Below are 23,258 nucleotides of genomic sequence, written 5' to 3'. Positions count from 1 at the left end.
GCACCCGCGGCTCACCTTGCCTCGTCCGGAGCGTTCGTCGTGACCGCCCATCGTCGCAGCATCCGACCCCGCGCCGGCGGGGCAGCCACCGGCCTCTTCCTCGGAGGCCTCCTCGTCGCCGCCACCGCGAGCTTCGCCGTGCCGGCCAAGGCGCAGACCGTCGAGAGCCGGCGCGACCAGCCGAACGCCTCGACCCTGCCCTCCGACTTCCCGACCCTCAAGGGCGACAAGGGACGCACGGACGGGCGCACGGAGGCGCGCGCCGAGGACCGCACCGGTGGCGTCGCACCCCCGAGCGCGATCCGCGCGACCACCGCGATCGTCCCGTCCGCCGACCGGCGCAAGGCGTCCGTCACCAACCCCCTCGACCACCTGCCTCCGCAGGACCGGGCCGGCCTCAAGGGGCGCCGGGAATAGGCGGACGTCGCGCTGGTGGGCGCTGGAGCTTCACGGCTCTCGCGACCATTCCGGCGGCGCGGCGGCTGAGCCGAACGCGCTTCGGGGCAAATTTCTACCTCTAGTGGTAGCAAGTATAGTCACAACCCATCATTGCGCTTTGACGATCCTTTAACGATTCGCATCAAACGTCGCGCCTGGATCGCCGCTGGCTATTCTTCTCCCGATTGAAGTCAGCCCTCGTTAGCATTTCTGGATGAGTTTGCGCCTGCGGGCAGAATCGCGCTCCGCACGGACGTGGACGATGTTCAGGCAGGACGAGCGGGGCGGGGTCGCGATCATCCTGGCCTTCGCCCTGCCGATGCTGCTCGTCGGGGTCGGCGGCGCGCTGGAGGCGTCCCGGGAGGCCACCTACCGGAACCGGGTCGCGAGCGCGACGGAGCTCGCCTGCCGGCAGGCCCAGTCCTACGTCAACGCCAACAAGCCCGACGACGTGAAGGTCGGCGACACTTCGAAGACCTACCCGACCCAGGTCCAGGACATCGCCGCCCGCAACTTCCAGGCGAAGGGCCTGACGAGTTCGGCCACGGTGACCGCCACCAACACGGACACGAACGTCCATGTCCAGGCGTCGGGCTCGCAGCCGCTCGTGTTCGGCACGCTCCTGCGCAAGTCCACCTTCTCGGTGAGCATGGCCCGCGACTGCGCCGTGATCTCGACGGCTGTCGCCATCACCACCGGCGCCAACGCGCCCGAACTCCTGATCTCGGAATCCTTCGAGCGGCCCTCCCACAGCGTGAACTACAACAGCTGGGACGTGCTCGGCGGCGCCCGCAACAGCAACACCTGGAACGGCTGGGGCACGGTCGCGGCGGGCATCGAGATCAACGGCCAGCGGGAACTGGCGAGCAACTCGATCCGCTTCGGCGACTTCTTCGCCGAGCTCGACAGCGACTGCAACACGGCCGCCAACAGCGGCGTCTCGGGCTGCCGCTCGAACTCCTCGATGAACCGCACCCTCAACCTGACGGCGGGCAGCTACCAGATCCGCTACTGGTACATCGCGCGCCTGCGCGACGCCGCCCGGCCCGGTCAGGTGATCTGCGGCACGAAGAGCAGCGACGTGGACTGGTACACGGTCGAGGGCCAGACCAACCGGATCGAGGTCTACGTCGACAAGGAGAAGAGCGGCGGCGGCTACAACCTGTCGAACCTGGTCGACGTCTGTGTGCAGGCCGATGCCTGGACCGAGCGGGTGATAAACTTCACCGTGGCCGCCACGGCGAACTACCGCATCACCTGGAAGGCGGCCGGCCGCGAGGACACCTATGGCGGGCTGATCGACTACCTGCGCATCTGCCGCAACGCCTGCCCGGGCTAGGAGGCGGCGATGGCGGATCTCCCGCGGCGGCCCGAGCGCGCGCCCCCTGCCCTCCCCGGCCGCTTCCGCCGCGCGACGCGCGGGTCGCTCGGCGTCGAGATGGCGGTGCTGATGTGGCCGCTCGTCATGCTGCTCGTCGGCATCACCCAGTTCCTGATGCACGCCTACACGCAGGTGCTGCTCTCGAACGCGCTGTTCGATTCCGCGGCGCGCCCCGAGACCGAGCTGACCGCGGGCGACGCCGCCGGCTACAAGACCAAGGTCTGCGCCAAGATCCTGCTCCTGACCCAGGCCGGCTGCCGGGCCCGGCTCGTCGTGGAGATGACGCAGCTCTCGTCCGCCGCGACCTCGGCCACCGCGGTCACCGGCGCCACGTTCAGCCCCGGCGCGACGAAGGACCTGCTGCTGCTGCGCGCGGCGCTCCCTTCCGTGCGCTACGTGCCGTTCCTGCCGGTCCTGACGGCGAAGGCCTCGGTCGTGTTCCGGAGGGCCTGATGGGGAGGCCGCGCCCCCGCTTCCGCCGCCCGTTCCTGCTCCCGGCGCGGGAGGGCAGCGCCATCGTCGAGTTCGCGATGGTGGCCACGACGCTGATCTACCTCGTCGCGGGGGTGATCGACCTCGTGGCGATGTCGGGGATCAACCGGGAGATCGAGCGCGCCTCGACGCAGCTCGCCGCCGCCATCGCGAGCTGCCCGACCGGCGGCTCGACGAGCTGCGTCACCGACACGATGGACCTCTACCGGACGCGCAAGGCCAACGTCCTGATGCGCTACCCCGCCGCCACGCTGAGCATGGCGCAGATCAACGAGGTGAGCGGCGCCATCAAGGTCTGCGCCGGCAACCTCACCTACCTCGACGCGGACGTGCAGACGAGCGCGCTCAGCCTCCTCTACGACCGCGACGTCGGCATCGTCGTGATGATCCAGATGGATTACCAGACGATCTTCCCTTCCGTGACGCGGCTCTTCACCGGCGCGTCGCTGCCGCACCTGCGCGGCTGGTCGGTGGCGGTGCAGATGAGCGACAAGCAGATCTGCTGAGGGCAACCGCGGCCGTGCCTGCGCCGTTGTCCCCGCATCTACGCGGGAGGACGTCATGGGTCTGCTCGATTCGGTGATCGGCGGGGTGCTGGGGCAGGTGCTCGGCGGCGGGCGCGGCCAGGGCCAGGGCGGCGGCTCGGCCGGTATGTCCCCGCTGGTGAAGGCGCTCCTGATGCTGCTGCTGGCCAAGGGCGCGAGCGGCGGCTTCGGCGACATCTTCGGGCGGGGCGGGCCGCGCCACCAGCCCGATTACGAGCCGGGGCCGGAGGACGACCGCGACCCCTCGGGCGACATCGGCGGCTTCAACCAGGGCGGCTACGACCCGAGCGGCGCCCGCCGCGACGGCCCGCCTCCGCGGGAGGGCGATTACAGCGACCTCTCCGGCATGCTCGACGGGCCGGGCGACGCGGGCCGCGCGCCCGGCGCCGGCCCCTACGCCCATCTCGACCGCGAGGCTGGGGATACCTCCGGGCCTGGCGGCCCGGGCGGGCCCGATCTCGGCGGCCTCGACGGCCTGATCGAGCGCTTCCAGCGCGGCGGCCTCGGCGACGTGATCGGCTCCTGGGTCGGCCACGGGCAGAACCGGCCGGTCCAGCCGACCCAGCTCGCCCAGGCGCTCGGCCCCGACACGCTCGACACGCTGGAGCGCCAGACCGGGATGGACCGCGACACGCTGCTCTCGCAGCTCGCGCAGGTGCTGCCGGAAGTGATCAACGGGCTGACGCCGCAGGGGCGGGTGCCGGGTCAGGAGGAGCGGCGAGGTTGGTGAATCTCCATGCACCGATTGGGTGCCAATCTTCCGCACGACAACTGTCGCCACGAGGAAGACTGCGGATCAGGCAAAGACCGACGAGATATTGATCGACAGACTGGCGCCCGACCAAAGCAAATAGAGCCGCCCCGATCTGAGGCGGCTCTATTCGCACGAGGATGATGATTTTACTTAATCCGTGGACCGGACAACAAGAGACGGTTAGTTAACCCGCCGCATCACCAGCGACGCATTCGTCCCACCGAACCCGAACGAGTTCGACAGCACCACGTCCACCCGCTTGCGCTTCGCCTCGTGCGGCACGAGGTCGATCTCGGTCTGGACGCTCGGGTTGTCGAGGTTGAGGGTCGGGGGCAGCACGCCGTCGCGGATGGCCAGCACCGAGAAGATCGCTTCGACCGAGCCGGCCGCACCCAGGAGGTGCCCGATGGCCGACTTCGTGGAGGACATCGAGGCCTTGGCGGCGGCGGGGCCGAGGAGGCGCTCGACGGCCTTCAGCTCAAGCTCGTCGCCCATCGGCGTCGAGGTGCCGTGCGCGTTGATGTAGTCGATCTCGGAGGGGTCGATGCCGGCGCGCTTCACGGCGGCCGTCATGCAGCGGAAGGCGCCGTCCCCGTCCGGCGAGGGCGAGGTGATGTGGTAGGCGTCGCCCGAGAGGCCGTAGCCGACGATCTCGGCGTAGATCTTGGCGCCGCGGGCCTTGGCGTGCTCGTACTCCTCCAGCACCACGATGCCGGCGCCCTCGCCCATGACGAAGCCGTCGCGGTCCTTGTCGTAGGGGCGGGAGGCGCGGGTCGGCTCCTCGTTGAAGCCGGTCGACAGCGCCCGGCAGGCGGCGAAGCCCGCGAGCGAGAGGCGGTTCACGGGCGATTCGGCGCCGCCCGCCACCATGACGTCGGCGTCGCCCAGGGCGATCAGGCGGGCGGCATCGCCCACCGCGTGCGCGCCCGTGGAGCAGGCGGTGACGACCGCGTGGTTCGGGCCTTTGAGCCCGTGCGCGATCGAGACCTGGCCGGAGGCGAGGTTGATGATGCGGCCGGGGATGAAGAACGGCGAGACGCGGCGCGGCCCCTTCTCGTGCAGCGTGATCGAGGCGTCGTAGATGCCGCCGATGCCGCCGATGCCGGAGCCGATCAGCACGCCGGTGGCGTACTGGTCGGCGTCGCTCTTCGGGTGCCAGCCGGCGTCGTCGAGGGCCTCGCCCGCCGCCGCCATCGCGTAGACGATGAAGGGATCGACCTTGCGCTGCTCCTTCACCTCCATCACCCGGTCGGGGTTGAAGGTGCCGTCCGTGCCGTCGCCGAACGGGATCGAGCAGGCGATCTTGCAGGCGAGATCCTCGGTGGCGAAGGCCGTGACCTTCGCCGCCCCGCTGTCGCCCGCGATCAGGCGGCTCCAGGTGTGCTCCACCCCGCTGCCCAGCGGCGTGACCATGCCCAGACCCGTAACGACAACCCGACGCATCGCGCTATCCCGAACCGTTCCGTCACCCATTGAACGGCGGGCGGGACGTTTCGGCCCCGGCCGCGCCGCTCGAAATTTTTTACGCGGAGTTCTTCTCGAGGAACTTCACCGCGTCGCCGACCGTCTGGATGGTCTCCGCGGCGTCGTCCGGGATCTCGACGTTGAACTCCTCCTCGAACGCCATCACGAGCTCGACGGTGTCGAGGCTGTCGGCGCCGAGATCGTCGATGAAGTTCGCGCCCTCGACCACCTTCTCGGGCTCCACGCCCAGGTGCTCGACGACGATCTTCTTCACGCGCTCAGCGATATCGCTCATTGTTGGTCCTCGTGTGTCCATCGTGATGGTGAAGGCGCCGTGGCCGCTCTCCCGTTGCCGGGCGTTTCGCTGGAGCGGCCGGTGTCCGATCGCGTGTCGTCTTGGACTTGCAACCCGCTGAACCGTCAACCCCCCTTGCACGGCTGCCGGGGTGTTAACACAGGGTTCCCGCGCTGGCGAGAGCCGGTTCACGAACCGTTCATCCCTGTGGTTTTCCGAACGTTTTCCTCGGGTTGTGCCCGGGACGGATGACGCGTCGCGGCAGGGTGCGCGGCCTCAATACATCGCCATGCCGCCGTTCACGTGCAGGGTGTGGCCGGTGACGTAGGCCGCCTCGTCCGAGGCGAGGTAGATCGTGGCCGCCGCGACCTCGGCGCCGGTGCCGAGCCGGCCCATCGGCACCCGGGTCAGGATGCCCTCGCGCTGCTTGTCGTTGAGCTCGTCCGTCATCGGCGAGGCGATGAAGCCCGGCGCGATGCAATTCACGGTGATGTTGCGGGAGGCGACCTCGGCGGCGAGCGCCTTGGTGAGGCCGACCAGGCCGGCCTTGGCCGCCGCGTAATTGCCCTGGCCCGGATTGCCGGTGGAGCCCACAACCGAGCCGATGTTGACGATGCGGCCGGAGCGGCGGCGCATCATGCCCTTCACGGCCGCGCGCGAGAGGCGGAAGGCGGCGGTGAGGTTGACCGCGAGCACCTGCTCCCACTCCTCGTCCTTCATGCGCAGGAACAGGTTGTCCCGGGTGATGCCGGCGTTGTTCACCAGGATGTCGAGGCCGCCGAGCGCCGATTCGGCCGCCGGCACCAGCGCCTCGACGGATTGCGCGTCGGCGAGGTTGCAGGGGACGACGTGGACGCGCTCCTGGCCGAGCTCGGCCGCGAGGGCGTCGAGCGCCTCCTGGCGGGTGCCCGAGAGCGCCACGCTGGCCCCTTGCGCATGCAGCGCCCGGGCGATCGCCCCGCCGAGGCCGCCGGTCGCGCCGGTGACGAGGGCCTTGCGGCCGGTGAGATCGAACATGGGCTTGCGTCCTTCGCGTGTGGCGAACGTGTCAGAGCGTGGGGAAGGAAGCGACGTCGTCTGGCGTTCCGACCGGGCTGGCGGCGGCGCCCGGCGCGATGCGCCGGACGAGGCCGGTCAGCACCTTGCCGGCCCCCAGCTCGTAGAACGTGTCGACGCCGCTCTCCGCCATCGCGGCGACGCATTCGCGCCAGCGCACGGTGCCGGTCACCTGCTCGACGAGGGCGGCGCGGATGGCTTCCGGATCCGTCACGGGCGCGGCGCGGACATTCGCGTAGACGGGGATGATCGGCGCCGCGATGCGAACTGCGGCCAGCGCCTCCCGCATCGCGTCCGCCGCCGGGCCCATCAGGCTGCAATGGAAGGGGGCGGAGACGTTGAGGAGCACGACCCGCTTGATGCCGCGCGCCTGCGCGACCGCCACGGCCCGCTCGACCGCCGCCTTGTTGCCGGACAGCACGACCTGCCCGGCGCCGTTGTCGTTCGCCACGTCGCAGATTGCGTCCTCCGCGGCCTCCGCGGCGATCTCGCGGGCGGCCTCCAGTTCCGCGCCGATGAGCGCGGCCATCGCGCCCTCGCCCGGCGCCACCGCCCGCTGCATGGCCTCGCCGCGGATGCGCAGGAGCCGCGCCGCATCCGCCACCGAGACCGTGCCGGCGGCGGCCAGCGCCGAGTATTCGCCCAGCGAATGGCCCGCCACGCAGGCGACGTCCCGGGCGAGGTCGAGGCCGCGCTCGGCCTCCAGCACCCGCAGCACCGCGAGGCTCGCCGCCATCAGGGCGGGCTGGGCGTTGGCCGTCAGGGTCAGGTCCTCGGCCGGGCCCTCGAACATGATCTTGGACAGATCCTGCGCGAGCGCGGCGTCGACCTCGGCGAACACGTCCCGGGCGGCCGGGTGCGCCTCGGCGAGCGCCTTGCCCATGCCCACGCTCTGGCTGCCCTGGCCGGGGAAGATGAGTGCTCGCGCCATGGAAAGCCGCCCGTTCGTCGCTCAGTGCCTTCGAGAAGCGCGGCGCAGTCGCATCGCAGGCCCCCGGGTGTCAACAATGCAGCGCACAAATCCGCCCGACCGCTCAGCTTGTTGCAGGGCGCCAACCGGTGTAAGACGCGCGATCATCTCCAAAAATCCTCGCGTCCCAAGTCCAGGAAGGAGCCGCCGCCGATGGCTCGCGTCACCGTTGAAGACTGCATCGACAAGGTCGAGAACCGCTTCGAGCTGGTCCTGCTCGCCAGCCACCGCGCCCGGCTGCTCGCCGCCGGCGCCCCGCTGACCGTCGACCGCGACCGCGACAAGAACCCCGTCGTGGCGCTGCGCGAGATCGGCGACGAGACCATCACGGCGGACGACCTCAAGGAGCAGCTGATCCACTCGATGCAGAAATACGTCGAGGTGGACGAGCCGGAGGCCGAGACCGTGCCGCTGCTCTCCTCCTCGCCCGCCGCCGCGGCGGTGGCCCCGCAGGCCGCCTCCAGCGACGACAGCGCGGTGCAGTTCGACCGGATGAGCGAGGAGGATCTCCTGCGCGGCCTGGAGAACCTCGCGCCGCCCGTCGAGACGGACGACGAGGGCGACTGAGCCTCGGGCGCACCCGCGCTTCCCCACGAAACCCGGCCTCGCGGCCGGGTTTTTTCGTTCGCGGCCGGAATTCCACGCCCCTGCGACGCCGAGGGTCTGGCGCGCGCCTGTGCGATGCGGGAGACTTGTCGCCCGATCGCGCGAGACACCGACCGCCGAGGTCTCGGGGCGACGCATGCCAGCAGGGGAAGGGTCCGTCGGCGGATGATGCGCCAGTATGAACTCGTGGAGCGGGTGAAACGCTACAACCCCGCCGCGAACGAGGCCCTGCTCAACCGCGCCTACGTCTACGCCATGCGGGCCCACGGCACGCAGAAGCGCGCCTCGGGCGACCCGTTCTTCGCCCATCCGCTGGAAGTCGCGGCGATCCTCACGGATCTGCGCCTCGACGACGCGACGATCGTCGCCGCGGTGCTGCACGACACGGTGGAGGACACCGCCGCCACCCTCGACGAGATCCGCGCGCTGTTCAGCCCCGAGATCGGCGCCCTCGTCGACGGCCTGACGAAGCTGAAGCGGCTCGATCTCGTCTCGAAGCGCGCCGCGCAGGGCGAGAATTTCCGCAAGCTCCTGCTGGCGGTCGCCGCGGACGTGCGCGTGCTCCTCGTGAAGCTCGCCGACCGCCTCCACAACATGCGCACCCTCCACCACATGCCGCCCGAGAAGCGGATTCGCATCGGCGAGGAGACGCTCGACATCTACGCGCCGCTCGCCGGCCGGATGGGCATGCAGGAATTGCGCGACGAGCTCGAGGATCTCGCCTTCCGCAACCTGAAGCCCGAGATCTACGGGACCATCACGCAGCGCCTCACCGACCTCTCGGCGAAGTCCGAGCGGCTCGTGGAGAGCATCGAGCAGGACCTGACGGCCAAGCTCGGCGCCCGAGGCATCAATGCGGAGGTGTCGGGGCGCCAGAAGCGGCCCTACTCGATCTGGTCGAAGATGGAGCGCAAGTCGGTCGCCTTCGAGCAGCTCTCCGACATCTTCGGCTTCCGCGTCGTCGTCGACACCGTGGCCGATTGCTACGGCGCGCTCGGCGTCGTCCACACGAGCTGGCCGATGGTTCCGGGCCGCTACAAGGACTACATCTCGACCCCGAAGCAGAACGATTACCGCTCGATCCACACCACCGTGATCGGGCCGAAGAGCCAGCGCGTCGAATTGCAGATCCGCACCGCGGAGATGGACGAGATCGCCGAGTACGGCATCGCGGCGCACGCCCATTACAAGGAGGCGAACAAGGCGGGCGACGGCTCGATCCACCCGAAGCTCGCCACCGAGAGCGGGGCCTACCAGTGGCTGCGCCGCACGATCGAGCTCCTCGCCGAGGGCGACAGCCCGGAGGAGTTCCTGGAGCACACCAAGCTGGAGCTGTTCCAGGACCAGGTCTTCTGCTTCACGCCGAAGGGCCGGCTCATCGCCCTGCCGCGGGGCGCGACGCCGATCGACTTCGCCTACGCGGTCCACACCGACATCGGCAACACGGCGGTCGGCGCCAAGATCAACGGCCGGATGGCGCCGCTCCTGCACGAGCTCGCCAACGGCGACGAGGTCGAGATCGCCCGCTCGGACGGGCAGACGCCGCCCGCGGCCTGGGAATCCCTCGTCGTCACCGGCAAGGCGCGCGCGGCGATCCGGCGGGCGACGCGCTCGGCCGTGCGGCGCCAATATGCGGGGCTCGGGCGCCAGATCCTCGACCGGGCCTTCGAGCGGGCGGGCAAGAGCTTCTCCGAGGACAAGCTGCGGGGCGCCCTCCCCCGCCTCGCCCGCGGCTCGACGGAGGACGTGTTCGCGGCGGTCGGGCGCGGCGAGATGTTCTCGGGCGACGTCGTGAAGGCGGTCTACCCCGATTACAAGGACGAGCGGCGCGCGGGCGGCTCCGCCGTGCCCCAGCCGCCGGCCAACGGCGCCGGCCGCCTCAGCCGCTCGAAGGACCAGACGATGCGGCTCACCTTCCCCGGCGGGAACGGCGCCGCCGAGGAGGGCCAGGCGGACGCGATCCCGATCCGGGGGCTCGCCGGCGACCTGCCCGTCAGCTTCGCGCCGAACGGCGGCGCCGTGCCGGGCGACCGCATCGTCGGCATCCTCACGCCCGGCATCGGCGTCACGATCTACCCGATCCAGTCCGCCGCGCTCGCCGCGTTCGACAACGAGCCCGACCGCTGGCTCGATGTGCGCTGGGACGTCGAGGCGGGATCGAGCGAGCGGTTTCCGGCCCGGATCGGCCTGCAATCGATCAACGAGCCCGGAACGCTGGCCCAGATCGCCCAGGTGATCGCCGACCACGATGGCAACATCGACAACGTCTCGATGAAGCGGCGCACGCAGGATTTCACCGAGATCGTGATCGACCTCTCGGTCTGGGATCTTCAGCACCTCAACGCGATCATCGCGGAACTGCGCGGCAAGCGCGCGGTGAGCCGCGTCGATCGCGTCAACGGCTGAGCCCGCGCAACCGCGTCTTGCTTGCCTCGTCCCGGCGCCGCTGCCACAAGCGGCCGGTTTCCCTCGTGCCGCGGAGTCCCGACCCCATGAATCCGGAGCAGGTGCTCGAAGAGTTCCGCAATGCCGGCGCCCTGCTGGAGGGCCACTTCATCCTCAGTTCCGGCCTGCATTCGGGCGTCTTCCTGCAGAAGATGGCGATCTTCTCGGAGCCGCCGCGCACGGAGCGCCTGTGCCGGGCGCTCGCCGATGCGATCCGCGCGCGCTTCGGGACGATCGACATCGTGGTCTCCCCGCGATTGGCGGCATCGTCCCCGGCTACGAGACGGCGCGCCATCTCGGCGCCCGCGCGATCTTCGTCGAGCGCGAGCCCGGCGGCCCCTTCCAGCTCCGGCGCGGCTTCGCGATCCCCGCGGGCGCGAAGGCCGTGATCGTCGAGGACATCGTCACCACCGGCCTATCGGCGCGCGAGTGCCTCGCCTCGCTCCAGGATCAGGCGGGCGAGGTCGTCGGCGCCGCCTGCCTGATCGACCGTTCGGGCGGGCGCGGCGAGATCGGCGTGCCGCTCCTCTCACTCGTCACCCTCGATATTTCCGCCTACCCGGCGGACGCGCTGCCGCCGGAGCTGGCGGCCATCCCGGCCGTGAAGCCGGGCAGCCGAGCCCTGCCGAAGGCGTAACGGACCTGCCGAAGGGCAGACGGATCTGGGCGCGCGAAAGCGAACGTGAGGCTGCTGCGCGGCGATCTCAGGTTTCGACTCGGCAGAAGTGAAAGCAACACGTTCTGCAAAGCACTTTACAGGATCGTTGCGGTGGCTTGACACGTATGAGTCTTGGCCACAAAGCTCATTGCAGATTCGTCGAACAAGTGGGTCGGAGAAAACCAGCAGTTTTTACTCGACAAGCCTGAAGCTCGACCTTGTCGCAAGTTTTTTCAAAGTTCTCCATCAATACTCTTCCTGGCGGCGGGAACGCCTCGGCCCCCAGGCACAATTCAGCATCCGCCGCGCGTCCCTGAAGCCGAAGACAGTCGCGGCTATTCCTCCGACCCATCGTTTTTCATAAGCGAACAGCGCCATGAGCACACAACAACGCAGCGCCCTTTTCATCGACGGCGCCAACCTGTACGCGACGACGAAGGCGCTGGGCTTCGACATCGACTACAAGCGCTTGCTGAAGGAATTCCAGGGCCGGGACAATCTGATCCGGGCGTTCTATTACACAGCCATGATCGAGGATCAGGAATATTCCTCGATCCGCCCGCTGATCGACTGGCTGGACTACAACGGCTACCGCGTCGTCACGAAGCCGGTGAAGGAATTCACCGATTCCGCGGGGCGCCGCAAGATCAAGGGCAACATGGACATCGAGCTCGCGATCGATGCCCTGGAGCTCGCCGCCTACATCGACCACATGGTGCTGTTCTCGGGCGACGGGGATTTCCGCTCGCTGGTCGAGGCCATGCAGCGCCGCGGCGTGCGGGTGACGGTGATCTCCACGATCCAGACCCAGCCCGCCATGATCGCCGACGACCTGCGCCGGCAGGCGGACGAGTTCCTCGACCTCGTTCACCTCCTGCCCAAGATCGGGCGCGACCCGGGCGAGCGGAATGCGCGCCCAGCGGGCGAGAACGGACGCCCGTCGCGCGACTTCGCCGAGCGGTCGCCGCCGCGGAGCAATCCGGGCCTCGAGAGCCGCTACGGCATCCGTCAGGGGCCGGCCCCCGACGAGTTCGGCGGGGATTAGGCGCCCGGGGCGCGCAGCCACGCGACGACGTCGGCGGCGCTGCGATCCGGCGGGAAGACCGGATAGAACACCTTCGAGACGATCCCATCGTCCACGATCATCGTCAGCCGCCGCAGCAGGGTCTGCCCCGCGGCGGCGAAGGTCGGCAGATCGAGCGCCTTCGTCAGGGCGAGGTGCGGGTCGGCGAGCAGCGTGAACGGCAGGTGCAGCCGCTCCGCGGCCTCGCGCTGGTAGGCGCTCGTCTGGGTCGAGAGCCCGTGCAGGTGTGCGACGCCGAGCCCGCGCAGCTCGGCGTGGTGGTCGCGGAAGCTGCAGGTCTGCGGGGTGCAGCCGCGGGCTCCGGGGATCAGGTCCCAATCCGGAACGAGGTTCGGGCGCCCCGGCTCGCCGGTGCGCGGATAGGCGTAGACGACGCTGCGCCCGCGCAGCGCCGAGAGCGTGACGCGCCCCCCGTCCGTCGCCTCCAGGGACACGTTCGGCAGGCGCCGCCCGACGAGGTGATCCGCCCCGCCATCATCCTCCGGCACCGGCAGGTCCGGGGGCAGGCTGAGATAGTCCGGTTCCATGGGAAGCCTCCGCGCGCACCCACCGTAGCCGCCAAATCCGCGAACGGCGAGACGGCCACGCCGCGCCCCCTCTCCCGTTCGGGAGAGGGTGGGGGTGAAGGGTGCGACCTCTCCGGATGAACCTGAACCCCTCACCCGGTCGGCTAACGCCGACTCGACCTCTCCCGAACGGGAGAGGTGGGCAGCGCTCGATCCCCGCCCTCTCAGCCCCGGTCCCGCAGGAGCCGGGCCCGGTCGCGCTCCCAGTCGCGCTGCTTGGCGCTCTCGCGCTTGTCGTGCAGCTGCTTGCCCTTGCCGAGGCCGAGCTCGACCTTCGCGCGGCCGCTCTCGTTGAAGTAGATCTTCAGCGGGACCACCGTGAAGCCCTGGCGCTGCGTCGCGCCGATCAGCTTGTCGATCTGGCGACGATGCAGGAGGAGCCGCCGGGGCCGCTTGGTGTCGTGGTTGAAGCGGTTCGCCTCGAGGTATTCGGGGATGTTGGCGTTGAACAGCATCAGGTCGTTGCCCGAGGGGCCCGCATAGGCCTCGCCGATCGTCGCCTTGCCGTTGCGCAGGGACTTCACCTCGGTGCCGGTGAGCGCGATTCCCGCCTCCAGCGTCTCCGTGATGGCGTAGTGGAAGCGCGCGGCGCGGTTGTCCGCGACGACGCGGCGGGACGGGTCAGTTTTCGGGGCCATCGCGCTGTTCGTTCAGGCCGACCGCCGGATGCGGCCGGGCCGGTGCATATGGGGTGGTTCCTCGCCCGCGGCGAGGCCGTTCAGCCCGCGAGCAGCCCGGCGTGGCGGAGCGCGGCGTCGACGATGCGGCGCGTCTCGGCGCCGACCGGCAGGAGCGGCAGGCGCACCTCCTCGCCCATGTGGCCGAGGCGCGCCAGGGCGTACTTCACCGGCGACGGGTTGGTCTCCAGGAACAGGCTCGTGTGCAACGGCAGCAGCCGGTCCTGAATTCGCAGTGCCTTCGCGTAGTCTCCGCCGAGCGTCGCCTCCTGCAGATCCGCGCAGAGGCGCGGCGCGACATTCGAGACGACGGAGATGCAGCCGCGCCCACCGTGCGCATTGAAACCGAGCGCCGTCGCATCTTCGCCAGAAAGCTGGATGAAATCTTCTCCCATGGCTTGGCGTTGCAGGCTGACGCGGTCGAGCTTGGCCGTGGCATCCTTCACGCCGGCGATGTTCCTGAGCTCGAACAGGCGCGCCATCGTCTCGACGCTCATGTCGACCACGGACCGGCCGGGGATGTTGTAGATGATGATCGGGATGCCGACCGCGTCGTTGACGGCCTTGAAGTGGGCGTACAGCCCGTCCTGCGTCGGCTTGTTGTAGTAGGGCGTGACGATGAGGACCGCGTCCGCCCCGGCCCGCTCCGCATGACGCGCGCGCTCGACGGCCTCCGCGGTCGAGTTCGATCCGGCGCCGGCCACGACCGGCACCCGGCCGCCCGCCTCGTCGATGCAGACCTCGACCACGCGATCGTGCTCCGCATGGCTCAGGGTCGGCGTCTCGCCGGTGGTGCCGACCGGCACGAGACCGTGGGTGCCCTGCTCGATCTGCCAATTCACGAAGGCCCGGAAGGCCGCCTCGTCGAAGGCGCCCTCGCGGAACGGGGTCGCCAGCGCGGTCATCGAGCCCCGGAGGCGCGCTTGTGTCTCGGTCATCCTGGCGTTCCCAGCCGTCGGTCTCATCGCTCGCCGGATGTCCGGCCGCTCCCCTCGGGAAGCGGCGCAGACATAGGGCTTCCGCTCCGCGCGCGCAAACAATCTGCGGGTGCGGTCAATGACTTCTTAACGGAGGAGGGGCGAGCCTGGGACATGCGCGCTCCCGTCGGGGACTGATCCGAGCCATGGCGACACTTCCCCGGCCCCCGCTTGCGGCCCTCGCCCTGACGCTGACGGCCGGCGTCGCTTTCGCGGCGACGCTCTCGACGGCGCCGGCCGCGCCGAATCCCGAGACGGCCGCCGCGACGGAGGCAGCCTCCCAGCCGACGCCGCCCGCGAGCGACGCGACCGCGCCCGCCGCCCAGGTGCAGGATGCGAAGGCCGCCATCGACCCGGTCGCGGCGGACGCCCTGCGGGTCGAGACCGCCACCACCGAATCGGCACCGGCGAAGGCGGTCCCATCGACCGCAGCGGCCTACGCCTCCGCCGATCCGGAGACGCCTCTGGCCTTCCCGCTGCCCGATGCCGGCGTGGCGCCGGCCGCGCCGGTGCCCGAGGTGCCGGACCCGGCCCGCGCCGCCCGCGGCGGCGAGACCGACGTGACGCAGCTGCGCCAGGCGATCGACCTCTACCGCAAGGGCAAGGTCTCGGACGGCGACCGCATGCGCGACGGCTTCACCGAGCCGGCGGCGCGCGCTCTCCTCGAATGGATCGCGATCCGCGCGGGCGCCGGCATCGGCTTCGAGCGCACCATGGCCTTCCAGCGCGCCAATCCGGACTGGCCGGCCGGCCCCCTCCTGCGCCGCCGGGCCGAGGAGGCGCTCCTCGCCGAGCGCAAGCCGGCCGCGACCGTGCGCGCCTTCTTCGCCACCGCGCGGCCGTCGAGCGCGCCGGGCCGCTTCGCCCTCGCCCTCGCCTTCCGGGCGGACGGGCTCAACGAGGACGCCGCCGCGCTGGTGCGCGAGATGTGGCGCGAGGACAGTTTCGGGCGCTCGCTCGAGTCGAAAGTGCTCGACGCGTTTCCGGGCGTGCTCACGCGGGCCGACCACCGCTACCGCATGGAGCGCGCGCTCCTGAAGGAGGATTGGGAGACGGCCGGCCGCGCCGCGGCGCAGGCGGGCGGCTCCTACGCCACCCTCGTGCGGGCGCGCCGCGCCGTCGAGGACAAGAGTTCGGGGGCGCTCGCCGCGCTCAACGCGGTGCCGCCGGGCCTGCGCAGCGATTCCTCCTACATCCTGTCCCGCGCGCAGTATCACCGCCGTGCCGACCGGGCGGCGGAGGCGGCGACGCTGCTCGCCGCCGCGCCGACGAACCCCGAGGTGCTCGCAGACGGCGACGAGTGGTGGGTCGAGCGCCGCATCGTCGCCCGCAAGCTGCTCGACCTCGGCGACGCCAAGGCCGCCTACGCGGTGGCGAGCGGCCACAGCGCCCGCACCGTGGAGAAGCGGATCGAGGCCGAGTTCCACGCGGGCTGGATCGCCCTGCGCTTCCGGCGCGACGCGGTGGCGGCCACCCTGCATTTCCGGCGCGCCGCCGACATCGCCGAGACGCCGATCTCGGTGGCGCGGGCCGCCTACTGGCAGGGCCGGGCCGCGGAGGTGCTCGACCAGCCGGCCGACGCCAAGGCGTTCTACGAGCGGGCGGCGCTTCAGCCGATCGCCTATTACGGGCAGCTCGCCCGGGCGAAGCTCGGCCAGACCAGCCTGCCCCTGCGCAGCCCCGCCGACCTCGACGCGGCCGCCCGCGCGGCCTTCGACAAGCGGCTCTGCGTGCGGGCCCTGCGCCTCCTCGGCGAGGCCTCGCTCAAGGAACTGGCGCTCCCCCTCTACATCGACGCGGCGCAGAAGCTCACCGACCCGGCCGAGCTGCAGGCGCTCGGCGACCTCGCCGTCGAGATGAAGGACGCCCGCGCCCTCGTCGCCATCGGCAAGCTCGCCGTGCAGCGGGGCCTGCCGCTCGACGCCCACGCCTACCCGACGATCGGCATCCCGGCCTACGAGGCGTTCTCCGCGGTCCCGCTCGTCGAGCGCGCGATGGTCTTCGCCATCGCCCGCCAGGAGAGCCAGTTCGACCCGCGCGCCCAATCGGGCGTCGGCGCCCGCGGCCTGATGCAGATGATGCCGGCCACCGCCCAGCGCACGGCCAAGCGGGTCAGCACGAGCTACGACCAAGACCGGCTGACGAGCGACCCGGCCTACAACGCCCGCCTCGGCCAGGCCCATCTCGGCGAGCTGATGGAGGATTGGCGCGGCTCCTACATCCTCGCCTTCGCCTCCTACAACGCGGGCGGCGGCAACGTGAAGAAGTGGATCGACGCCTACGGCGACCCGCGCAAGGGCGAGGTCGACGCGATCGACTGGGTCGAGCGCATCCCCTTCACCGAGACCCGGAACTACGTGCAGCGGGTGATGGAGAACCTGCAGGTCTACCGGAACCGGCTCGACGGCAAGAGCGCGCTCCTGATCGAGGGCGACCTGCAGCGCGGCGCGCGCTGAAGGCCGGGGACGGGCCGCTCCCAGGCGATGATCGCGATCTACGCGCCGTTGGCCGTTTGATGATCGCGGCGCGCGCGTTTCGTGAGCGCTCCGAGGACGCAGCCGCCGAGATAGGTCCAGAGCATCAGGGCCGCGCTCTCGACCCAGAATCCGCCCACCCCCGGAACCAGCCCGGCGAGCGCCGCCGCCCCGAGGAGCGAGGCCGCGGAGAGGAGCCCGAGGCCGGTCGCCAGCCCCCGCGGCCAGCCGCCGACGAAGCCGCAGCCGAGGCCGAGGCCGAGCGCGCCGGCAAGGCCCGGCCAGACTCCGCTGACGAGCAGGATCACGCCGTCCATCCCCTCACCCGCGCACCGAGAAGGCGACGGCCCGGACGGCCGCCTCCGGCGTTCCGGACGCGGGCGCGACCTGCTCGGACGCGGCGCCGGCCTGGAGCAGGTACTCGACGATGGCCTGGGCGCGCAGACGCGCGAGGTCCGGCTCGGGCTCCGCGGGGGCGGCCTCCGCCTTGTCGGTCTTGTCGGATTTGGCGGCTTTCGTGGCCTTGCCCGGCGCCTTCTTGTCGGCGGGCGGGGCCTTCGCAGCCTTGTCCTTCGCAGCCTTGTCCTTCGCCTCCTCGGCCTTGTCGATCGAGGCCGTGGTCTGAATCGCGCCGCCCTCCCCCGCCGGCTTCTCGCGCGGCGTTCCGGGCGGGTCGACATGACCCGCGATCTCGATCCTCAGGTCGGGACAGAGCTTGGCGAGGGCGGCGACCGCGTCGAGGACGGGGTAGAAATCCGCGCTGAAGGCGCTCGTGCCCGGCGCGAAATGCAGTGGGTGGGCGCGGGTCTCGGCCGCGAAGTCGCGACGGCAGCTCTCGGCGTCGCGCCGCGCGGGGGCGCCCGGCGTGCCGATGGTGGCGGAGGCGCGCCACGCGGCCGGCACCATCGTGGGCAGGGTCGCGGCGAGGCGGCGACCGCTCTCGGGATAGAGGCTCTCGCCCGAGAGCCTGACGTCCCGGTCGGCCACGGTGAGTTCCCCGTTCGCCAGCAGCGCGAGCTGCGGAATCACACTTCCCAGCACGGAAACGAGGTCGCCAGGGGCGCCCGCGGCGAGGCGGGTCCGGTCGACGACGCGCTCGCGGACGAACCGGGGGCGGATCGCCGCGAGAATCCGCTCGCGCGCGGCGGCATCGGGCAGGTGGCCGGTCAGCGTGACGGTATCCGCATCCCGCCGGAGCGCGACCCGGTAGGGCGACAATGGCGCGGCGCCGACCGCGATGCGGCCGAGCGACACGCCCGGCGGACGACGCTCGCGCAGCAGCGCCTCGACCTCGGCGATTGCCTGTCCGTCGAGTGCGTTGCCCTCGGCCGAGACGCGCGCACCGTCGAAGCTCACGCGCCCATCCCGCAGCAGGCCGGCGGCATCGAGAGCGAACCGCGTGAGCGCATCCGGATCGACCCCCGGCCCGAGACCCCGCGCGGTGCGCGTCCGGTCGTCCACGAAGGCGCCCTCGGCTGCCTCCTGGGCCGCCCTGCGCAGGGCGCTCCGCGCCGCCTCGGAGACGACGAAGCCTGTCAGGATCAGCCCCCCGTCGGCGCGCCGCTCGACGCCGAAGCTGAAATCGGCCACGCGGGGCGGCAGGATCTCGATCCGGCCGGCGCTGAACCCGGCGGGCAGGTTCGCAAGGTCCGCGCGCAATGCATCGTAGGCGTCCGGCCCCGCGGCCTCGCCCTGCAGGGACAGGGTGGTGTCGCGCAACGTCGCGACGGCGCCGGGTGTCAGGGCGCGCAGGCGCGCCACCGCGAAGGCCGCCGCCGCGAGGAAGTCGCGCGGCCCGCCGCGCGCGGCACGCGCGGCGTCGGCGAGCGTGACGGATGCCGGGAGGTCCGAGGTCAGCCGCGTCGCGAGGGCCGTGCGGCCGATCTCGGCCGGGCGGCTGCCCGACAGGTCGATCCGGTCTTCCCGAGCCTGCGTCGCGGTCCAGACGAAGGGTGAGGCCTCCTCGACGAGCCCCACGCTCGACATGATGCGCCGCGTTCCGGGCGTCTCGGACAGATGCCGGAGCAATGTCTCGCGCGACGCGACGTCCGGCGCATCGCCCTCGACATGCAGGTCCCGACCGCGGGCCGCGAGCCGGAACCAGGTCTCGCCGGTCGCGTCCACCGCCTCCTGGCGCCCGATGCCCCCGCGCGCGGCTGTCTCGACCGCACGCTCGACCTCGGGCTGCGCCTGGAGCGTCGCCGCGGCCCAGAGGAGGGCGAGCACTGGCAGGCCGAGGAGCCAGCCGTATCGCTGCCGGAAGGCGGGAGGAAGGAGTTTGGAGATCACGACACGTCCGGTGCAAGTCCTCAGGTGACGCGCTCGCAGCAGAGCGTGCCTTCACGGCAGCTTGAAGGCCATCCCCGCAATCCCCGCCGGGGAGACGCAACAAAAAACCCCGGCCTCTCGGCCGGGGTTCTGACACGCGGGGAGTGCCCGGTGCAGCGACTTAGAAGTCGCGCTGCACGCGGAAGCGGGCCTGGAAGGTGTCTTCCTTCGTGACGCTGTAGAGGGCGCCCGCCACGCCGGCGGCCGCAGTGTTGCGGTCGGCGTTGGCGACACGGCCGTTCAGCGTGCCGACGCGGATGTACTGGGCCTCGGCGCCGATATCGAGATCCTTCACCGGCGACCAGATCAGGCTGGCGCCCGCGACGACCTGGTAGGTGTCGCGCAGGACCGGGCTCAGGCCGAAGCCGAGGGTGCCCGGAGCAGCTGTGATCAGGTTGGTCGTCGGGTAGGCGGTGGCGCCGTTGGCGAGGGTGCCGGCGGCGGTGCCGATGTTGGCGAGGGCCGCACGGACGCCGGACGGGAAGCGCATCTCGCCGTAGCTACCGAAGAAGGCCGACCGCCACTCAGGCGCCCAGTAGTGGAGGTACGAACCGACCACCGTGAAGCTGTTCGACAGCTCGATGCGGCCCGTGTTTGGGTTCACGACGGCGTCGGCCAGCCACTGGTTGAACGGGTTGCCGCCGTAGACCGAGGTCTGGTTGATGTAGGTGCCGGTGAAGGCGGTGTAGCCCGTGTAGATCGAGGCGCCTTCGCCGTAGGCACCCTGCAGGTAGAGGGCGTCGCCGGGGGCGATGAAGGGCGCGTTGATCTTCACGCCGCCCTGGACGGCCCAACCGTAGGTGGTCTGGGCGCCGACGAAGGCGCCGGTCGCGACGCGAGCCGCAGCCGGGCCGCCCACGAAGGTGCTGGCAGCGCCGAGCGGACCGCCGACATTGACGTCCTTGACGGCCGCGGAGAGCTGGGCCGAGCCCCAGGCCGCGTCGTAGCGCAGCGCGCCGACGAAGTCGGGCATGCGGGAGCGCTCGACGGCGTCGATCTGGGTGACGCCGGTCACGACGCCCGCGGCGTTGCGCGAGATGATGATCGGGGTCGGAGCGGTCGTGCCCTGGAAGAAGGCGGACGCCGTGCCGGCGCCGGCCGCCGGACCCGCGACCTGCGAGTAGAGCGGGTTCTTCCGGAACATCGGATCTTCCATCGAGATCGTCGCCGAGAAGCCCTCACCGAACTTCGCCGTGTAGGCGAGGAGGTTCGTGGAAGGAACGTCGGAGCCGAGCGTCGAGGCGATGATCTCGAAGTCGTGGGCGTAGAAGTCGAAGAACGAGGACGCGCGACCGGCGGTCAGGCCGGCGAACTGCACGAACGCCTTGTCGGCAACCACGAATTCCTGCACGCGGCCGAACGTGTCCTGGCCGAAGGCCGGGAAGGCGTTGGCGATGCGCTGCTGCGTGCCCGAGGACATCTTGCTCTGGCCGGTGCGGCTCGCGATCTCGGCGCGGACGAAGGCGCGGAGCGTGCCGTAGCCGGTCTGGGTGCGCGCATCGAGGTTGAGGCGCAGCAGGCCGCGGGACTGGAAGGCGTCGCCGGCGCCGGAGACCTGACGGCTGCCGTCGGTCATGTAGCCGGCCTCGTAGCGGGCGCGGCCCGAGATACGAAGGCAGGTCTCGGTGCCCGGGATGTAGAAGAAGCCGGCTCCGTAGGCAGAGCAGACGCGGACGTACTCGACAGGAACGGCCTTCTTGACGGGAAGGTCCGCGGCCTGAGCCCCTGCGACGACGGTCAGCCCCGCCGCCGACCCCAGAAGAAGGCTCTTCACGAGCTTCATAGTGAAACCTCCAAAAGCTTCGAGACCCTCGGGACCGGACGTTATGTCGGCGCCAACTGCCCGTGGGCGCCGGCTTGTCCGTTCGTCCTTGTATCCCGCGGAGGTCTGGCCCTCCCCGCACGGGCATCGGCCGAACCTTGGGCGGGATTTCATCCCTGCCTTGGCCGTACCATGCGGGAGGGGCCGGCCCGCGGCAACATGGATCCGCGTCTTCAAACCCCCGTGAGGAGGCTTTGCGGGGGGCTGTTGCAGGCCGGCAACGAATCCGGCGGCGATTGAGCTTTCATTTGCTTGTCGCGGGCGAAGATTCCCCGATCGAAAGCCGACTTCGCGAATTCGTGGCAGGTATCGCCCGCAAATTGAGCGATCGGGAGAAAGTTAATCGCGGGCCGATGCAGCCTTTCGAATCGCAGTCGGCTCGGCGCCTTCAGGCACCGGACGTCTCGCGCAGCATCTCCAAGGTGAGCCAGCGCTCCTCCGCCGCGGCGAGCTCCGATTCCGCCTCGACCAGCGTGGCCGACGCCTTCTCGAACCGGCCCGGGTCGCGCGCATAGAGGTTCGGATCGGCCAGGATCTCGCGCAGCTTGACGATCGCCCTCTCCAGCTTTTCGATGCGCGCCGGCAGGGTCTTCAACTCGTGCTGCTCCTTGAAGCCGAGCTTCGTCCGCGCCGCGCTGGTCGCGGGCGCGTCCCCGCCCGACGGGCGCTCGCGGGGGGCCGATCTCGGCTTTGATGCGGATCGAGCCTGCACCCCGGCGCCGCGCTGGGTCACCATGTCGGAGTAGCCACCCGCATACTCGATCCAGCGCCCCTCCCCCTCGCTCACCAGCACGCTGCCGACGACCCGGTCGAGGAAGTCGCGGTCGTGGCTGACGAGGATCAGCGTGCCCGCGTACTCGCCGAGCATCTCCTGCAGCAGGTCGAGGGTCTCGAGGTCGAGGTCATTGGTCGGCTCGTCGAGGACGAGCAGGTTCGAGGGCTGCGCCAGCGCCTTGGCGATGAGGAGGCGGTTGCGCTCGCCGCCCGAGAGCACGCTGACGGGCGTGCGTGCCTGCTCGGGCGTGAACAGGAAGTCCTTCAGGTAGCCGATGACGTGTCGATTCTGGCCTCCGACCGAGATCGTGTCGCCGCGCCCGCCCGTCAGCACCTCGGTGACGGTCAGTCCGGGTTCAAGCACGGCACGCGCCTGGTCGAGCAGCATCATCCGGAGATTGGTGCCGAGCTGGATGGCCCCCGAATCGGGTTCGAGCTGCCCCGTGAGCAGGTTCACGAGCGTCGTCTTGCCGGCACCGTTCGCACCGACGATGCCCAGCCGGTCGCCGCGGGCGATGCGCAGCGACAGGCTGTCGACGATGCGCCGCGCGCCGTAGGATTTCGCGGCCGCGCGCGCCTCGACGACGATGGTGCCGGAGGTCTCGGCCTCGGTGGAGGTCATCGTCACGGTGCCGACAGGCCGGCGGTCCTCCCGGCGCTGCCTGCGCAGATCGTGGAGGTTGCCGAGGCGCCGGACGTTGCGCTTGCGTCGGGCGGTGACGCCGTAGCGCAGCCAGTCCTCCTCGGCGGCGATCTTGCGGTCGAGCTTGTGCCGGTCCCGCTCCTCCTCCTCGAAGAAGGCGTCCCTCCACGCCTCGAAGCCGGAGAAACCCTGCTCGATGCGGCGCGTGGTGCCGCGGTCGAGCCAGACCGTCGAGCGCGACAGGGCGGAGAGGAAGCGGCGGTCGTGGCTGATCAGGACGAGGGCGGAGCGCGTCCCCTTCAGCTCCGCTTCGAGCCACTCGATCGCCGGCAGGTCGAGATGGTTGGTCGGCTCGTCGAGAAGCAGGATGTCGGGCTCGGGCGCAAGCGCCTGAGCGAGTGCGGCGCGGCGCCCCTCGCCGCCGGAGAGCCGGCGCGGATCCTCGTCGCCGGTGAGGCCGAGGCTCTCCAGCAGGTAGCGGGCCCTGTGCGGATCGTCGCCCGGGGCGAGGCCAGCCTCCGCGAAGGCGAGAACCGATTCGTAGCCGGCGAAGTCGGGTTCCTGCGCGAGGTAGCGGATCGTCGCCCCCGGCTGCACGAAGCGCACGCCGCGGTCCGGCTCGACGAGCCCGGCGGCGATGCGCAGCAGGGTCGATTTGCCGGACCCGTTGCGCCCGACGAGGCAGGCGCGCTCGCCGGGCGCGATTGCGATCTCGGCGCGCTCGATCAGCGGCGTGCCGCCGAAGGTGAGCGCGACGTCCTGAAGGGTGAGGAGCGGGGGTGCAGCCATTCGCGGGCTTATGACAGCGC

The 23,258-nt window shown here is 70.7% G+C and carries 20 protein-coding genes and 1 pseudogene; 10 read left to right on the top strand and 11 right to left on the bottom strand.

The genetic code is table 11. The features are described 5' to 3' along the window. Window positions 1–39: 39 nt before the first annotated feature. The 5 genes from DK389_RS15580 to DK389_RS15560 all read left to right on the top strand — a co-directional run bounded on the left by DK389_RS15580 (window position 40) and on the right by DK389_RS15560 (window position 3,586). Window positions 40–417: a hypothetical protein gene (locus DK389_RS15580; RefSeq protein ID WP_109890897.1), complete on the top strand. Its 378-nt coding sequence runs from the start codon at window positions 40–42 to the stop codon at window positions 415–417. 283 nt (window positions 418–700) lie between these two features. Then, on the top strand, window positions 701–1,777 hold the full coding sequence (locus tag DK389_RS15575; RefSeq protein ID WP_109890895.1) for a TadE/TadG family type IV pilus assembly protein: 1,077 nt from the start codon (window positions 701–703) through the stop codon (window positions 1,775–1,777). 9 nt (window positions 1,778–1,786) lie between these two features. Further along, complete coding sequence (locus DK389_RS15570) at window positions 1,787–2,272, top strand: TadE/TadG family type IV pilus assembly protein (RefSeq protein ID WP_109890893.1); 486 nt, start codon at window positions 1,787–1,789, stop codon at window positions 2,270–2,272. Next, complete coding sequence (locus DK389_RS15565) at window positions 2,272–2,817, top strand: hypothetical protein (protein WP_109890891.1); 546 nt, start codon at window positions 2,272–2,274, stop codon at window positions 2,815–2,817. Before DK389_RS15570 ends, DK389_RS15565 begins: the two co-directional genes overlap by 1 nt. Window positions 2,818–2,872: 55 nt before the next feature. Beyond that, window positions 2,873–3,586, top strand: coding sequence for a YidB family protein (locus DK389_RS15560; RefSeq protein WP_109890889.1), 714 nt, complete (start codon window positions 2,873–2,875; stop codon window positions 3,584–3,586). A 204-nt stretch (window positions 3,587–3,790) separates the two neighbouring features. Here DK389_RS15560 and fabF read toward each other — a convergent pair whose 3' ends face one another. The 4 genes from fabF to fabD all read right to left on the bottom strand — a co-directional run bounded on the left by fabF (window position 3,791) and on the right by fabD (window position 7,356). Next, window positions 3,791–5,053, bottom strand: coding sequence for a beta-ketoacyl-ACP synthase II (gene fabF, locus DK389_RS15555; RefSeq protein ID WP_109890887.1), 1,263 nt, complete (start codon window positions 5,051–5,053; stop codon window positions 3,791–3,793). A 79-nt stretch (window positions 5,054–5,132) separates the two neighbouring features. Continuing rightward, entirely contained in the window at window positions 5,133–5,369 is a 237-nt protein-coding gene (locus tag DK389_RS15550) for an acyl carrier protein (RefSeq protein ID WP_018044468.1), read from the bottom strand. 276 nt (window positions 5,370–5,645) lie between these two features. Then, complete coding sequence (gene fabG / locus DK389_RS15545; RefSeq protein ID WP_109890885.1) at window positions 5,646–6,386, bottom strand: 3-oxoacyl-[acyl-carrier-protein] reductase; 741 nt, start codon at window positions 6,384–6,386, stop codon at window positions 5,646–5,648. A gap of 31 nt (window positions 6,387–6,417) precedes the next feature. Next, entirely contained in the window at window positions 6,418–7,356 is a 939-nt protein-coding gene (fabD, locus tag DK389_RS15540; protein WP_109890883.1) for an ACP S-malonyltransferase, read from the bottom strand. A gap of 192 nt (window positions 7,357–7,548) precedes the next feature. Here fabD and rpoZ point away from each other — a divergent pair, with 192 nt between their 5' ends. The 4 genes and pseudogenes from rpoZ (at window position 7,549) to DK389_RS15520 (ending at window position 12,149) form a co-directional block, all read left to right on the top strand. Next, window positions 7,549–7,962, top strand: coding sequence for a DNA-directed RNA polymerase subunit omega (gene rpoZ / locus DK389_RS15535; RefSeq protein WP_109890881.1), 414 nt, complete (start codon window positions 7,549–7,551; stop codon window positions 7,960–7,962). Between the two features lie 204 nt (window positions 7,963–8,166). Further along, a complete protein-coding gene (locus DK389_RS15530; protein ID WP_109890879.1) occupies window positions 8,167–10,407 on the top strand; it encodes a RelA/SpoT family protein in 2,241 nt (746 codons plus the stop codon). An 86-nt stretch (window positions 10,408–10,493) separates the two neighbouring features. Continuing rightward, window positions 10,494–11,083, top strand: a pseudogene (gene pyrE, locus DK389_RS15525) (orotate phosphoribosyltransferase). A 397-nt stretch (window positions 11,084–11,480) separates the two neighbouring features. Further along, complete coding sequence (locus DK389_RS15520; protein WP_109890877.1) at window positions 11,481–12,149, top strand: LabA-like NYN domain-containing protein; 669 nt, start codon at window positions 11,481–11,483, stop codon at window positions 12,147–12,149. Here the strand turns inward: DK389_RS15520 and DK389_RS15515 are convergent. From DK389_RS15515 to dapA, 3 genes are all read right to left on the bottom strand, one after another. After that, window positions 12,146–12,715, bottom strand: a complete 570-nt coding sequence (locus DK389_RS15515; RefSeq protein ID WP_109890875.1) for a peroxiredoxin — start codon at window positions 12,713–12,715, stop codon at window positions 12,146–12,148. The two genes, DK389_RS15520 and DK389_RS15515, sit on opposite strands and share 4 nt — an antisense overlap. Window positions 12,716–12,918: 203 nt before the next feature. Beyond that, on the bottom strand, window positions 12,919–13,392 hold the full coding sequence (smpB, locus tag DK389_RS15510) for an SsrA-binding protein SmpB (protein ID WP_109890873.1): 474 nt from the start codon (window positions 13,390–13,392) through the stop codon (window positions 12,919–12,921). Between the two features lie 80 nt (window positions 13,393–13,472). Further along, window positions 13,473–14,369, bottom strand: a complete 897-nt coding sequence (gene dapA / locus DK389_RS15505; protein WP_109890871.1) for a 4-hydroxy-tetrahydrodipicolinate synthase — start codon at window positions 14,367–14,369, stop codon at window positions 13,473–13,475. 185 nt (window positions 14,370–14,554) lie between these two features. Here dapA and DK389_RS15500 point away from each other — a divergent pair, with 185 nt between their 5' ends. Next, the gene (locus DK389_RS15500; protein WP_109890869.1) at window positions 14,555–16,864 is read left to right on the top strand and encodes a lytic transglycosylase domain-containing protein; all 2,310 of its coding nucleotides are present in this window, start codon (window positions 14,555–14,557) and stop codon (window positions 16,862–16,864) included. A gap of 38 nt (window positions 16,865–16,902) precedes the next feature. Here DK389_RS15500 and DK389_RS15495 read toward each other — a convergent pair whose 3' ends face one another. From DK389_RS15495 to DK389_RS15480, 4 genes are all read right to left on the bottom strand, one after another. After that, window positions 16,903–17,199 carry a hypothetical protein gene (locus tag DK389_RS15495; RefSeq protein ID WP_236960902.1) on the bottom strand — a complete coding sequence of 99 codons (297 nt, stop codon included), beginning with the start codon at window positions 17,197–17,199 and terminating at the stop codon, window positions 16,903–16,905. Window positions 17,200–17,203: 4 nt separating this feature from the next. Further along, window positions 17,204–19,171 (bottom strand): OmpA family protein, encoded by a 1,968-nt coding sequence (locus DK389_RS15490; protein ID WP_109890867.1) that lies wholly within the window; start codon window positions 19,169–19,171, stop codon window positions 17,204–17,206. Window positions 19,172–19,331: 160 nt separating this feature from the next. After that, entirely contained in the window at window positions 19,332–20,993 is a 1,662-nt protein-coding gene (locus tag DK389_RS15485) for a porin (RefSeq protein WP_109890865.1), read from the bottom strand. A gap of 427 nt (window positions 20,994–21,420) precedes the next feature. After that, a complete protein-coding gene (locus DK389_RS15480; protein WP_109890863.1) occupies window positions 21,421–23,238 on the bottom strand; it encodes an ABC-F family ATP-binding cassette domain-containing protein in 1,818 nt (605 codons plus the stop codon). Window positions 23,239–23,258 lie beyond the last annotated feature (20 nt).

It is taken from the genome of Methylobacterium durans, from assembly GCF_003173715.1.
GTDB lineage: Bacteria > Pseudomonadota > Alphaproteobacteria > Rhizobiales > Beijerinckiaceae > Methylobacterium > Methylobacterium durans.
This window is presented reverse-complemented; position numbering and strand designations above follow the sequence as displayed.